At 73.6% G+C, this 13,979-nt stretch carries 5 protein-coding genes; all 5 read right to left on the bottom strand.

What is annotated here, in order from left to right; translation table 11 throughout:
* A partial coding sequence (locus JGS39_RS27015; protein ID WP_219572194.1) for a Rieske 2Fe-2S domain-containing protein occupies positions 1 to 1,037 on the bottom strand: 1,037 nt, incomplete at its 3' end.
* Positions 1,034 to 2,089 carry an MDR family NADP-dependent oxidoreductase gene (locus tag JGS39_RS27010; RefSeq protein ID WP_219572193.1) on the bottom strand — a complete coding sequence of 352 codons (1,056 nt, stop codon included), beginning with the start codon at positions 2,087 to 2,089 and terminating at the stop codon, positions 1,034 to 1,036. The genes JGS39_RS27015 and JGS39_RS27010, both read right to left, overlap by 4 nt.
* Complete coding sequence (locus JGS39_RS27005) at positions 2,086 to 3,729, bottom strand: phytoene desaturase family protein (RefSeq protein WP_219572195.1); 1,644 nt, start codon at positions 3,727 to 3,729, stop codon at positions 2,086 to 2,088. Before JGS39_RS27005 ends, JGS39_RS27010 begins: the two co-directional genes overlap by 4 nt.
* Before the next feature lie 11 nt (positions 3,730 to 3,740).
* Complete coding sequence (locus JGS39_RS27000; RefSeq protein WP_219572192.1) at positions 3,741 to 5,426, bottom strand: phytoene desaturase family protein; 1,686 nt, start codon at positions 5,424 to 5,426, stop codon at positions 3,741 to 3,743.
* Positions 5,413 to 13,979, bottom strand: an 8,567-nt coding sequence (locus tag JGS39_RS26995) for a non-ribosomal peptide synthetase/type I polyketide synthase (protein ID WP_219572190.1), incomplete at its 5' end; no start/stop codon positions are given. The genes JGS39_RS27000 and JGS39_RS26995, both read right to left, overlap by 14 nt.

Here is a 13,979-nt window from a genome sequence, read left to right as displayed (position 1 = left end):
CGCGCCCGCAGCCGGTCCGGCGGGTAGAACTGCCGGGCCCAGTGGCGGAACGGGCCGATCGGGCCGTCGCCGCGGGCCAGCCGGGGCGGAGACACGTACCGCTTCGTCGCCCAGACCGGGAAGTCCTGGGACACGAAAGCGCAGTTGCCCCGGAACATCACACCCGCCAGCAGCCGGTGTGCCGAGCCGCTCACCCAGCGGGCCAGCGGGGCCGGGAGGGCGGCCGGCTCGGCCACCTCGAAGCGGCTCGTCTGGCGCAGCTGGAAAGCCGCGGGCGCGATCATCGTGGTCGTGTATACGGCACAGGTGCGCACCCCGAACCGAGGGAGCGCCGTGCACACGTGCACCCGGCTGATCCCGTTGCCCTCCAGCGTCACCTCCAGCGGACTCGCGCCCAGCAGCGGCACCCGCTCCTCGGAGCGCACCGAGATCCGGAAGGACCGCCCCTCGAAGACCGCCGGCTCGGCTACCTCCGACGCGCCCCAGCCGTGCAGCGGCGTGAAGTGTCCGATGTCCACCGTGTTCTCGACCACGTCCTGGCTGTGCCCCGCCATCTCCCACGCGGCCAACCGCGGCGCCCGCGTCCCGAGCGTGTGCCAGGGCGTGAGCTCCCAGTCCGGCGCCCGCCCGTCGTGGTGCCGCCACACGAAGACGGCGCCGTCGACCTCGCGCACCGGCAGCAGGGTCAGATCCGAGGACGGCGGCGGGGGCGTGCCGTACCCCGTCCGCGTGCAGGCGCCGTCCGGGCCGAAGGCGAAGCGGTGGAAGGGGCACAGCAGTTCGTCGCCCTCCAGCGCGCCGAGCCCGAGGTGCGCCCCCAGGTGCGGGCAGTAGGGGCGGACCGCCCGCACCTCGCCGTCGCGGAGCCGGTAGAGCACCACGTCCTCGCCCTGGAGCGGCCGGGTCAGCAACGCCCCCCGCACCACCTCCGAGGAGAACGCCACCGAGAACCAGCCGTCGGGGTACGGCAGGACTGGCTCGTGCGCGTCGGCCGGGCTCGGGCCCTCCGTGAGCGCCCGGGTGTGGCCGCGCCTCACAGCTCGACCAGCACCTTGCCGAAGGACGCCGCGCGGTCGGTGTACAGGCTGCGGTAGGCGGCGGGAATGGAGTCGAAGCCGTGGTGCACGGTCTGCTGGTAGCGGATCTCGCCGGCGCGCACCAGCGGCCCCAGCTCGGCGTGCAGCGCCGCCCACTTGTCCTCGGTGAACCACTCCAGCGCGAAGATCCCGCGGATCGTCGTGCGCGGGAACATGATGTACGGCAGCAGCCGGGGCCCGGTCCACTCGCCGCCGACCTGGCTCGCCCACTGCCAGCACACCGCGACCCGGCTGTCCACGGTGAGCATCGTGAAGACGGTGTCGGTCATGACCCCGCCGAGGTTGTCGAAGTACCGGTCGACGCCGCCAGGAGCCGCCTTCGCCAGGTCCTCGCGGAGCTGCGCAGGGTCCCCGCCGTGCCGGAAGACGACGACGGCGTCGAAGCCGAGCGCCGTCAGCCGCGCCGCCTTCTCCGGCGAACCGGTCGTGCCCACCACCCGCGCGCCCGCCCGCTTCGCCAGCTGTCCGACCAGCGTGCCGATCGCGCCGGACGCGCCGCTGATCAGGACCGTGTCGCCGGTCCGTACGGCCAGGAAGGTGGTGAGGGCGCCCCACGCGGTCATCCCGGCGCCGCCGAGGATGCCGAGCGCGGTGCTCAGCGGCAGCGCCTCGTCGTAGTGGGCCGGGTCCAGCTTCCGGTACGCGGGGAAGACCATCGGGAACGTGCCGGTCTGCCACAGCGCCCCCGCGCCGTTGCTGACCAGGTGGGTGCGCCAGCCGCCGAAGCCCTGCACGAGGTCCCCGACGCCGAACATCGCCCGCGGTCCGGCCGCCAGCACCTCCATGATCGAGTCGGCGCCCATGTGGTCGCCCATCGGGGTGTCCAGGGCGATCCCGTGGAGGTACGGGTCGACGGAGACGTACCGTGTGCGCAGCAGCATCTCGTCCTCGGCCAGGTCGGTGTCGAGCTCCTCCACCACCTTCACGTACATCCGGTCCACGTCCGGCACGCCGTCGTTGTGCTCGCTGACGATCCACTTCTCGGTCTTCACGGGGTCGCTCCTGCGGGTTCGATGAGTTGTACGGGGAGAGGGGCGCTGTCGTCGACGGAGGCGGTGAACGGCCGCCCGTCGTCGCGGCAGACGAAGTGCATGACGTGCCGTCCCGAGGCCGCGGCCCGGATCAGGCCGCCGGTGGTGGCCCAGACGCCGGACAGATAGAAGTCCGCGAGCCCCGGCAGTCCCGGACCGTGTCGCTTGACCTCCTGCTCCACGGTCTCGCCGCTGTCCACGAACGGCTGCCAGCCGAGCACCGTGCCGTCGTAGTTGCCGGTGTAGCGGACCTGGGTGAGCGGGGTGGACACGTCCCGCACCACGATCGCGTCCCGCAGCCCGGGGTGCCGCTCGTCGAGGAAGTCCACGATCGTGTCCCGCACCTGCCGCTTGGCTCGCTGGTAGTCGCGCCCGCGCCCGACCGGCAGCGTGTGCAGCTCCTCGCCGCGGCGGATCCGGGTGAACTGCTCGGGACCGGTGCTCAGCTCCCTCCACGGCGCGATGTCGCAGAAGTACGTGGCGTACACCACGGAGGTGCCCGGCGGCGACAGCTCCGGGTAGTGACGGCTGCGGAACTGCACGTTGACGCTGGGGTGCCGGATGCCGGTGAGCCGTTCCGCGACCGCGTCCTCCAGGAGGTACGTGGTGCAGGGCTCGCCGTCCGGGAAGGGCCGGCGCAGCCCCAGGAAGACCGTGAGGTAGCCGGGGAAGACCATGTCGGGTTCCGCGATGGTCCGGGTGTACAGCTCCCGGTACGTGTCGGTGAGGTAGCGGCCCTTCAGCAGGTCGAGGAGCGTGGTGCGCCCGTCGCAGGCGGAGACCACGATGTCCGCCCGCAGCTCCGTGCCGTCGCTCAGCCGGACCCCGGCCGCCCGGTCGTCCTCCACCAGGATCTCCACGACCCTGGCGTTGTACATGACCTCGCCGCCGAGCCCCCGGTAGCGCTCCTCGACCGAGCGGGCCAGGCCCAGCGAGCCGCCCTCGGGGACACCGGCCGAGGCGTCGGCGTGCGCCGCGAGCTGGAAGTAGAACGGCAGCACGGGGAAGTTGGGATGCTTCTCGTACAGGATGAAGTTGAACGCCTCGCGCAGCAGCGGGTCCTGGAAGCGCTGCGAGTAGTCCCGCATCAGCGTGCCGATGGAGCGCCGGATCACGTTGAAGTAGGGGACCAGGGACGCCAGCATCCGCCAGCGCTCCAGGCGGCCCATGAGCCCGACCGGGGTGAGGAACGGGTAGCGGGCCAGTGCCTTGCGGAAGGTCCGCAGCCCGGCGCAGAAGTCGCGGATCACCCGGGCGTCGCCGGGGGAGAGTGCGAGCAGGTGCGCTTCGAGGCGGTCCGGATCGGAGTAGAAGTGGACCGCCCGCCCGTCCCGGCCGCGCACCGTGTTGAACACGTCGAAGTTGCGCATCCGCTTGCCCTGGAGCGCGCCGAGCTCCAGCCAGATCTGGTGCATCTCGTTGCCCGGCCCGCTGCCGAGCAGCCAGCTCACACAGCAGTCGAGGGTGAAGTCGCCCCGGTCCCAGGCCGTGCAGGAGCCGCCCGGGATCTCGTGCATCTCCAGCACCCTGCTGCGATAGCCGTTCATCTGGGCGTAGCAGCCGGTGGAGAGCCCGCCGAGCCCTCCGCCGACGATCAGCATGGTCCTTCTGGTCATTCGGCCACCGCCGCCTTCCCGGCGTCGCCCCGCTGTTCGAGTCGTGGCAGCCGGCCCAGCTTCCCGGGGTGCCACGGCCCGGCACCCTCGCTCGGCCAGGCCCGGAACTCCCGGCCCAGCTCGTCGCAGAGGAACTGGACCGCGTACCGGCCGCTGGTCGCGGCCCGGATCAGGCCGCCCATCCCGGTCCACTGCCCGGCCATCGAGAAACCGCTCAGCCCCGGCAGCCGCATCCGGTCCCGGTCCACCAGCGCGGTCGACACGTCGTCGGCCTCGGAGAACGCCTTCCAGGCCAGGATGCTGCCGTAGGTGTTGCCGGTGTACCGCTCCGTCGTCGCCGGCGTCGCCACGTCCACCAGCTCGATCCGCTCCTCGAGGCCCGGATGACGCTCGGCCAGGAAGCCCCGCAGGAAGTCGACGACCTCCTGCTTGCGCTCCCGGTACGCCCGCCGGTCGGCCCTCCGCAGATCCTGCCAGGACCGGTGGTCGGTGAAGTACGTGCAGTGCAGCACCGACTTCCCGGCCGGCGCGAAGCCGTCGGCGTAGTCGGACCGCCGCTGCACCACCAGACTGTGCTGGAGGCTCCCCGGCAGCGCCGCGCCCCGCTCCGGACCGAGGAGGTACGTGGTGCTGTGTGGCTCACCGGCGGGCAGCGGGCCGTCGATCCCGACGAACGCGGAGACCACCGCCGGGTACAGGTTGTCCGGCCGGTCCAGCAGCTCCGTGTACAGCCGCTCGGTGCGCGGGCTGCTCCACCGCCCCTCCAGCAGCCGGTCCAGCACCGTCGGCCCGTCGCAGGCGGCGATCACATGGTCGGCGAAGTGCTCCTGCCCGTCCCGCAGCCGTACGCCGACCGCCCGCCCGTCCTCGACGAGGATCCGCTCCACCCGGGCGCGGTAGCCGATGTGCCCGCCGAGCCCCGTGTACCGCTCCTCCACCGACCGGGCCAGACCCAGCGAACCGCCCTCCGGGAAGCCCGCGTTGCCGTTGAAGGCGCAGGACATCGTGAAGAGGAAGGGGAGCAGCGGGAAGCCGGTCAGCTCCTGGAGGAACATGTTCGGGAACGCCTGGCGCAGCAGCGGGTCCTCGAAGCGGTCCGCGAACCGGCGCATCGGCGTGGCCGCGGTGCGCCAGTACAGCCGGAACGCCGGCAGGATCGCGAGCAGCGTTCGCGCCTTCTCCGTCAGGGACTTCAGCGGCGGCGGCTTCAGCTCCCAGTGCGGGGCGAGCCCCGCGAAGCGCCTGAGGTCCCGGCAGAACGCCCGGATCAGGCGCTCGTCGCCGGGCGAGAGCTCCAGCAGGTGCTTCTGGAGCCGGTCCGGGTCGTTGTAGAACGTGACGGACCGGCCGTCCTCCGTCACCACCCGGTTGAACTGGTCGAAATGGGTGATCCGCTTCCCGTCCAGCGCCCCGAGCTCGCGCCACACGTCGTTCGCCCCGGTCCCGGGTGCCGTGCCGACCAGCCAGTCGATGCAGTAGTCGAAGAGGTAGCCCTGCCGAGCCCAGGCGGTGCAGCAGCCCCCTGGCAGCACGTGCTTCTCGAAGATCCGGCTCTCCAGCCCACTCATCTGCGCGTAGCAGCCGGCGGCCAGACCCGACATGCCCGCGCCGATGATGATCACCCGGGGCCGCCCGCCGGGAGGCCGGGCCTCCCAACGGGGCCCGCCGTCACGCACGCCCATCCGCGGCACCTCCCGCCAGCAGCGCCCGGACCAGCTCCGCGTTCCCGTCGAGGAACGAGCCGTCGAGCATCTCGGCGTGCCGCCCGTGCCCCTCGCGTACGGTGCACCCGGCGGCGGTGACCCCGTGCCAGCCACCGGGCTCGTCCGCCGCGAAGCGGAGCAGTTTGTCCTGGTCGGAGATCACCGCGATCGGCGCGCCGAGCACACCGAGCGACGGGTGAGCACCGCAGTGCGCCAGGTACTCGCGGGCCTGCTCCACGGTCTCCCGGGCGACGATCTCGGAACCGGTGTGCCGCCGCAGGTGCTCCGCGAGCTCCGCCTCGAACTCGGCCAGGTGCTCCTCGCCGAGGGCGACGGCCTCGGCGATCCGGTACGAGTCCATGATCAGCACGAGGTCCACCGCGCGGCCCCGCCGCTCCAGCTCCCCGGCGATCTCGAACGCGAGGTTGCCGCCGAGGGAGTAACCGAACAGCGTGTACGGCCCGCCCGGGTGCAGCTCCTCGGCCAGATCCGCGTACCGGGCCGCCTTGTCCGGACCCGACAGGTAGTTGAACGCGGCGAAGCGGTGCTCGGGCAGCCGCGCCGCGAGCTGCCGGTACACCAGCCCGTGCCCGCCCGCGGGCGGCAGGCAGAACACGGTCGCCGCCGGATCCGCGCCCGGGTTGAACCACAGGTACGGCTCGGCGCCGGGCAGCCGCCCGGTGACGACGTCCTCCAGGGTGCGGGCCATGCCGTGCAGGGTGCTGGTCCGGAACAGCCGCCCGACCGGCACGGACGCGTTGAACTCGGTCCGCAGGTGGTGGATCAGCTCGATCAGCTTGATCGAGCTGCCGCCCGCCTCGAAGAAGTCGTCCCGCAGCCCCGGCCGCTCCAGCCCGAGCAGCGACCGCCAGTGCGCCGCCATCCGCGTCTCGTACAGCGTCACCGGCGGTTCGTACCTCTCCGGTCCCGCCTCCGCGCGCGGCTCCGGCAGCGCCCCGAGATCGACCTTGCCGTTCGCGGTCAGCGGCAGCGCGTGCAGCTCCGTGAAGTGCGCCGGGATCAGATACGTCGGCAGCTGCTCCGCGAGGTGGCGGCGCAGCCCCCGGGCGTCGGCCACCGCGCCCGGCGCGGGCACGCAGTAGGCGCACAGCACGTTCTCGCCCGTCTCGTCCCGCCGTACCGTCACGCACACCTGCGCCAGCTCGGGCCGGGCGGCCAGCCGCGTCTCGATCTCCCCGGTCTCCACCCGGTGGCCGCGCACCTTCACCTGCCCGTCGGCCCGCCCGAGGAGGTGCAGCACGCCCTCCGCGTCCCAGTGCCCGAGGTCTCCCGTCCGGTACAGCCGTACGGGTTCGCCGCCCGGTTCGAGGGGCACGAACCGCTCGGCCGTCCGCTCCGGATCGCCCAGGTAGCGGTCGGCGACGCCGGCGCCGCCGATCCACAGCTCACCGGCCACCCCCGGCGGCACTGGCTCGCCGTGCCGGTCGAGGACATACAGCTCGCTGTTGGGCAGCGGCCGGCCGACCGGCACCATCCGGCCCGGCTCCAGCCCCTCCGCCGGCCCCTCGTAGTAGGCGCTGTCGATGGTGGCCTCGGTCAGCCCGTACGAGTTGACCACCCGGGTCCCCGGCCCGCACAGCGCGACGAGCCTCCGGTGCTCGCCCGCCCGCCAGGCGTCCGAGCCGACGATCACCAGGCGCATGAACTCCAGGCCCAGCCCCTCCCGCTCGCAGTGCGCCAGCAGCCCGCGCGCCACCGACGGCACGAACTCGCCGCAGTCCACGCCCTCCGCGCGCATGGTCCGGTAGAGCCGCGCGGTGTCGAAGAGGAGGTCCCGGTCGACGAGGACCAGCGTCCCGCCCGAACACAGCGCCCTGACCAGGTCCCCGGTGAACACGTCGAAGGAGACGCCCGCCATCTGCAGGTGCACCCGGACGTCGGTGTCCAGCCGGTACTCCTGCTGCCAGGCGACGAACACAGAGGCCAGGTTGCGGTGGCTGACCCGCACCGCCTTGGGGCGGCCGGTGGAACCCGAGGTGTGGATCACGTATGCCGTCTGGTCGAGGTCCACGGCCGGCTCCGGCCGCTCCTCGGTCCCCGGCCGGTCCAGCTCGTCGAGGGTGACCGGCCGTCCCGGCAGCCGGGCCCCCTGGCCCCGCCGCCCGTCGGTCAGAACCAGCGTGGCCCCGGCGTTCTCCATCAGCTCGGCCTGCCGCTCCGCCGGGTGGTCCGGGTCCAGCGGCAGATACGCGCCCCCGGCCCGCCACACCGCGAGCAGCGCGATCACCAGCTCCGGCGACTTCGCAAGACGTACCGCCACCACCGTCCCGGCGCCGACGCCGCGTTCGCGCAGCGAGGCCGCCACGCGCCGCGAGCGCCGGTCCAGCTCCCGGTAGCCGAGCCGCCGCCCGCCCGGCACGGACACCGCGACCGCCTCCGGGAACTGCGCGGCGATCTTCCCGATCAGCTCGTGCACCGGCACGTCGTGGTCGATCCGTCGGCCGACGCCGCCGAACCCGGTGACGATCCGCTCCCGTTCCCCGGCCCCCAGCATCGGCAGCCGTCCCGCCGGGCGCTCGCCCTCCGCGCGGGTCAGGCCGTCGAGGAGGTTCCGGTAGTGCGCGGTCATCCGACGCACCGTCGCCGCGTCGAACAGGTCGGTGTTGTACTTCAGCACGCAGTGGAAGCGCCCGTCGGACCGGTCCTCGTACGCGGACAGCGTGACATCGAACTGCCCCTCTTCCTCGGGGAGTTCGATGTAGTCCAGTGTGTATCCGAAGCGCTCCACGGCCACCTTGTGGGTGAGCAGGATGAACATCGCCTGGAAGACCGCCGAGCGGCTCGGGTCGTGCTGGAGGCCCAACTGCTCCACGAGCAGCACGAACGGGTACTCCTGATTGTCGAGGCCCCCGAGGACTGTGTCCCGCACCCGGCCCAGCAGCTCGGCCACCGACGGCTCCCCAGCCAGGCTCACGTGCAGCGGCAGCGGATTGACGAAGTAGCCGTAGACGGAGGCGAAATCCTCCTCGGTGCGCCCGGTGACGGGGCTGCCGACCACGATCTCGTCCTGCCCCGACCAGCGGTGCAGCAGCAGGTAGTACGCGGTGAGCAGCACCGTGAACACGGTGACGTTGTGCTCCCGGGCCAGCGTCTGCACCCGGGCGCTGAGCTCGTCGTCGAGCTGGAAGAACTCGGAGGCGCCGTTGTCGGTCTGCACCGGCGGGCGCGGCCGGTCGGTGGGCAGTTCGAGCGCCGGGACCTCCCGCGGCAGGTGCTCCCGCCAGTACTCCAGCATCCGCGGCGCCTCGGGCCCGGCCAGGAAGCGGTTTCGCCGGTTGAGGAAGTCCAGGTAGCGGCCCCGGACCGGGGCCAGCTCCGCCGGCCGGCCGGTGCGCAGCCCGTGGTAGACCTCGAACAGCTCCTCGATGAAGGTGAAGGTGGAGATCGCGTCCGAGATGATGTGGTGGACCGCCTTCATCAGCACCCAGCGGTCCGGGGCCCGTCGGAACAGCCGCAGCCGCACCAGAGGATCCCGCTCCAGGTCGTACGGCCTGCGGTACTCCGCTACCAGCCGGGCGCGGACCTCGTCCCAGGGCAGCCCGGACACATCGAGAAGACCGGTGTCGGCGATGGCCTCGGGCCGCACCCGCTGGACCGGACGCCCGTCCTCGGTGGTGATGTTGACGCGCAGGCTCGGATGCCGGGCGATCAGCGTCCGGAAGGCATCGAACAGCAGCTCCGGGTCGAGCTCCGCGCGCACCTCCACCGCGCCGCCGATGTTGTACGCGAAGCCGTCCGGGTTGAGCTGCCGGAGGAACCACAGGGCTTGCTGGTTGTGGGTGAGTGGGTAGCACGCCTTGTCGGTGAACAAATCCACCGCCGTCTCCGCCACCGGACCCCCGGCCGCCGCGAGCTCGGTCAGCCCCGCGTGCAGCCGCTCGGTCAGCTCGCTCACCGGCCCATTGCTGAGCAGCGCCACCACCGGCAGCGAGACCCCCAGCTCGGTGTGGGTCCGGGCCCGCAGCTCCATGGCGAGCAGCGAGTCCAGACCGAGCGAGCCGAGCCGGGCGTCCGCGTCGACCAGCTCCGGCCGCACCCGCAGCACACCCGCCGCGAGGGCTGCGAACCGCTCGGCCACCAACGCCGTACGCACCGCCTCGTCGGCGGCGCGGAACGCGTCGAGCAGACTGCCGCCCTGCCCCGCCGGGACATCCCGCGCCGCCGCAGCGGCGAGCGCCGACACCAGCGGCGGCGGGGTGGGATACCAGGACAGGAACACCGGCCAGTCCACCACCGTGGCCACCAGTAACTGGGCCCGGTCCTGCCCGATCACCCGCTCCAGGACCGCCATGCCCGCCTCCGGCGCCAGCGAGCTCATCCCGCGCGCGTCCCGGTAGTGGGCGACCAGCCCGAGCTCCTCGATCATGCCGGTGGCCCACGGCCCCCAGTCCAGGCTGAGCGCGGGCAGACCGAGCGCCCGGCGGTGATGGGCGAGCGCGTCCAGGAACGCGTTCCCGGCCGCGTAGTTGACCTGACCGGCCGTGGTCAGCAGCGAGGCGACCGACGCGAACAGTACGAAGTGCTCGACCGGCTCGTCGCGCAGCAGCCGGTGCAGCAGGTACCCGCCGTGCACCTTCGGCCCGTAGCCCGCGTCGAACGCTTCGCGGTCCAACGACGGCAGCAGGACGTCCCGCACCTGTCCCGCGAGGTGGAACACGCCCCGCACCGGCGGCAGACCGGCGGCCCGACGCCCGGCCAGCCAGCTCTCCATGGCCGCTGCGTCGGTCACGTCCACCGCGGCGACCAGCACCTCTGCGCCGAGCGCTTCGAGCTCGCGCAGGAACGCGACCCGCCGCCCCTCGGGGCCGCCCGGATGGAGCCCCCGCCACGCGCCGCGCTCCGGCACGCCGGTGCGGCCGAGCAGGACCAGGCGCCGGGCCCCGCGCCGTACCAGGGTGCGGCAGAGCAGCCGCCCCAGCGCCCCGAACGCGCCCGTGACCAGATAGGCGCCGTCCGCGCGCAGCCGCAGCGGCAGCGGACGGGTCAGCCCCGCGGGCGGACGCAGCCGGCTGAGGTGCCGCCGCCCGGACCGCAGCGCGATCTCGCCCTCGCCGTCGTCCGCCGTGAGCGCGCGCAGCAGCACCTCGGCCTCGCCGGGACCCCCGGCCGGGTCGAGATCGATCAGTTTGCCGCTGTGACCGGTCAGCTCCTGCTGCCACAGCACCCGGCCGATGCCCCAGGCGGGCGCGCCGAACGGCTCCACCGGCTCGCCCGGCACCACCGCCTGGGCGCCCCGGGTGACGATGTGCAGGCGCCCCTCCGGGCACGCCTCGGGCAGCACCTGGGCGAGCAGGACGAGCGAGTAGCCGCCGACCGTGCCGATCCCGTCGAGGTCCGGCGCGCCAACCGTGTCCAGCCGGGGCAGATCGAGGTTCCACAGATGCACCACGGCTCCGAACCCCGGCCCGAGTTCGTCGAACAGCCTGCGCAGATCGGCCGCCGAATCGGGTCGCACGGTCATGTGCCGGGCCCCGCTTCGGTATCGGCTGCCCGGGCGGACCAGCCGGCACCGCCCGCCGCGCGCCACGACCGCCTCGGCCATCCGCGCGCCGAGCCCGCCCTCGTCGGCGAAGACCACCAGGTCGGGCGCGGGGGAGCCGTCGGGACCGTCCCCGGTCCCCTCGGCGGTCCCGCCGTCCTCCGGCGCCTCGGTGGGCATCTCCTCCCAGACCACCTCGGCCAGCCAGCCGTCGATGGTGCCGAGCTTCACCGAGGAGGCCACCCGGTCCACCGCCGCCGCGCGGAAGCCGCTGATCCGGCCGAGCGGCGTCCCGTCCTCGGCGTACAGGGCGAGGTCGCCGACCAGTTCCTCGTCGCTCTCCGCGGTTACCGTCGCGTGCGCCCACAGGGCCCGGTCGCCGACCGCGTCCAGCCGCAGCTCCGCGATGCCGACGGGCAGCCGGATCCCGGCGGACCGGCCGTCGTCCGGCGTCATCGCGGTGAGCATGGTCTGGAAGCAGGCGTCCAGGAGCACAGGGTGCACATGGCAGTCCGCGGCCCCGTCGCCCATGCCCGGGGTGGGCCGGATCAGCGACAGCGCCTCTCCGGGCGCCGTCCACACCTCGTCGATCGCCCGGAACGCCGGGCCGTAGTGGTAGCCGAGCGCCGCCAGTTCGCCGTAGCACGCCTCCCGGTCGAGCCGACGCCCCGCCCGCGCCCGTACCGCGTCAGTGCCCAGCGGTTCCGCGAGCCGGCGTGGCTGCCCGGTGCGGACGACCCCGCTCGCGTGGACCGTACGGTCCGGAGCCCCGGTCCCGGAACCGGCGAGGGAGGCGATGGTGAACCCGGCCTCCTCCGGCGCGAAGGCGAGCTGAACGGTTGTCGCCTCGCCGTCGGGCAGGAACAGGGCCCGGGAGAACTCGACGTCGGCCAGGGTCGCCGTGTCGCCGCCGGTCAGCGCCCGGACCGCCTGCGCAGCCATCTCCAGGTACCCGGCTGCCGGGAAGACCGTGCTGTCCTCGATCCGGTGGTCGGCCAGGTACGGCAGCCGCTCGGTGTCCAGGCGGCTCTCCCAGGTCGGCTGCAGCGCGGAGGTCCGCCGGCCGAGCAGCGGGTGGTCCAGCCGGCCGAGCCGGATCTGCTCCACCGGCGCGGGCTCCACCCAGTACCGCTCCCGCTGCCACGGATAGCCCGGCAGCGGCACCGGCCTCCCCACGGGCTGGAGCACCGACCAGTCCACGTCGACGCCCAGCGTGTACAGCTCCGCGAGGGAGCGGGCGAACCGCTCGGGCTCGTCCTCCCGGCGCCGGATCGACGGCAGCGTCACCCCCTCGACGGCCCGGCCCTCCAGGCACTCCCGGATCGAGTGGCCGAGCACCGGGTGCGGACCGATCTCCAGGAACAGCGTGTACCCGTCGTCGACCAGCCGGTCGACCGCGGCACGGAACCGGACGGGCCGCCGGACGTTCTCCCACCAGTACGCGGCGTCCAGCTCCGGCCCCCGCGCACGCCCCTCGCGGGCGGTCAGATACAGCGGGAGACCGGCGGCGCGCGGCGCGATCCCGGCCAGCGCCTCGTGCAGCTCGGCCTCGATCGGGTCCATCCGCACGCTGTGGTACGGCACTTGGACGTCGAGGAACCGGGCGAAGACGTGCTCCCGCTCCAGCCGCCCGGCGAGCTCCCCGAGGGTGTCCCGGTCCCCGGACAGCGTCACCGACGCCGGGCTGTTCACGGCGGCGACCGACACGTGGTCCCGGTACGGGCGGACCAGCCGCTCGGCCTCCTCCTCGGACAGGTTCGCCGCCAGCATCACGCCGGTGCCCGCGAGCCGGTGCTGGAGGGCGCTGCGCGCCAGCGCGATCCGGACGGCGTCCTCCAGGCCGTACACCCCGGCCCGGTGGAAGGCCGCGATCTCGCCGGTGCTGTGCCCGACGACGGCGTCCGGCCGCACCCCGTGGTGTTCCCACAGCGCCGCGAGCCCCGCCTGGACGGCGAAGTTGGCGGGCTGGGCGAGCCAGGTCTCGGCCATCCGGGACTCAGCCTCGGGCCGGGTCAGCTCGTCGAGCAGCGACCAGCCCGCCTGGCGCCGGACCTCCCGATCGCAGCGCTCGACCGCCTCCCGGAACACGGGCTCGGCGTCCAGGAGCTCGCGCCCCATGCCCCACCACTGCGGCCCCATGCCGGTGAACACCCACACCAGCCGCTGCGCCCCGGGCTCCCGGAGGCGGCCCCGCACGGCCCGGGGGTGCTGCTCCCCGCGCTCGCAGGCGGCCAGTACCTCGTCGAGGGAGCCGGGCGGGCCGAGGGGGGAGTGGACGACGGCTAGGCGCTCCTCGAAGTGCTGGCGGCGGTGGGCCAGGGTGTGCCCGAGGTCCGCGAGGGGCACTCCCGCGGCAAGTTCGCGGCGGACGCCCGCGGCCAGTTCGGCCGGGCCCGACGCGTGCCGGGCGCTCAGCGGGAGGACCGAGCGGGCGGGCGTCCGGGCCGTCGCGCGCGGCTCCTCCGGCGGGCGGGGCGGCGCCTCCTCCAGCAGGACGTGGGCGTTGGTGCCGCCGAAGCCGAAGGAGTTGACGCCTGCCCGCGCGGGTCCCTCGTGCTCCGGCCAGTCGACCGGTGCGGTCGGGATCTCGAAGGGCAGCGCGGCGAAGTCGATGGCGGGGTTGGGCTGTTCGAGGTTCAGGTGCGGTGGGATGCGGCGGTGCCGGAGGGCCAGCGCCGTCTTGATCAGGCCCGCGACGCCGGCGGCGGCCTCCGTGTGCCCGATGTTGGTCTTGACCGAGCCGACGTAGCACCGCGCCCCGGGCGCCCGGCCCTGCGCCAGCACCCGGCCCAGCGCCCGCGCTTCGATCGGGTCGCCGACGGGGGTGGAGGTGCCGTGCGCCTCGACGTACTGGAGGCTGCCCGGTGTCACTCCCGCCTCGGCGCAGACCCGCTCGATGAGCGTGGCCTGGGCGTCGGCGCTGGGCACGGTGATGCCGTTGGTGCGTCCGTCCTGGTTCACCCCGCTGCCGATCACCACGGCGTGCACCGGGTCGCCGTCGCGCAGCGCGTCCGAGAGGCGCTTGAGCACCA

The organism is Streptomyces poriferorum (assembly GCF_019399235.1).
In the GTDB taxonomy this organism is placed as follows: Bacteria; Actinomycetota; Actinomycetes; order Streptomycetales; family Streptomycetaceae; genus Streptomyces; species Streptomyces poriferorum.
This window is presented reverse-complemented; position numbering and strand designations above follow the sequence as displayed.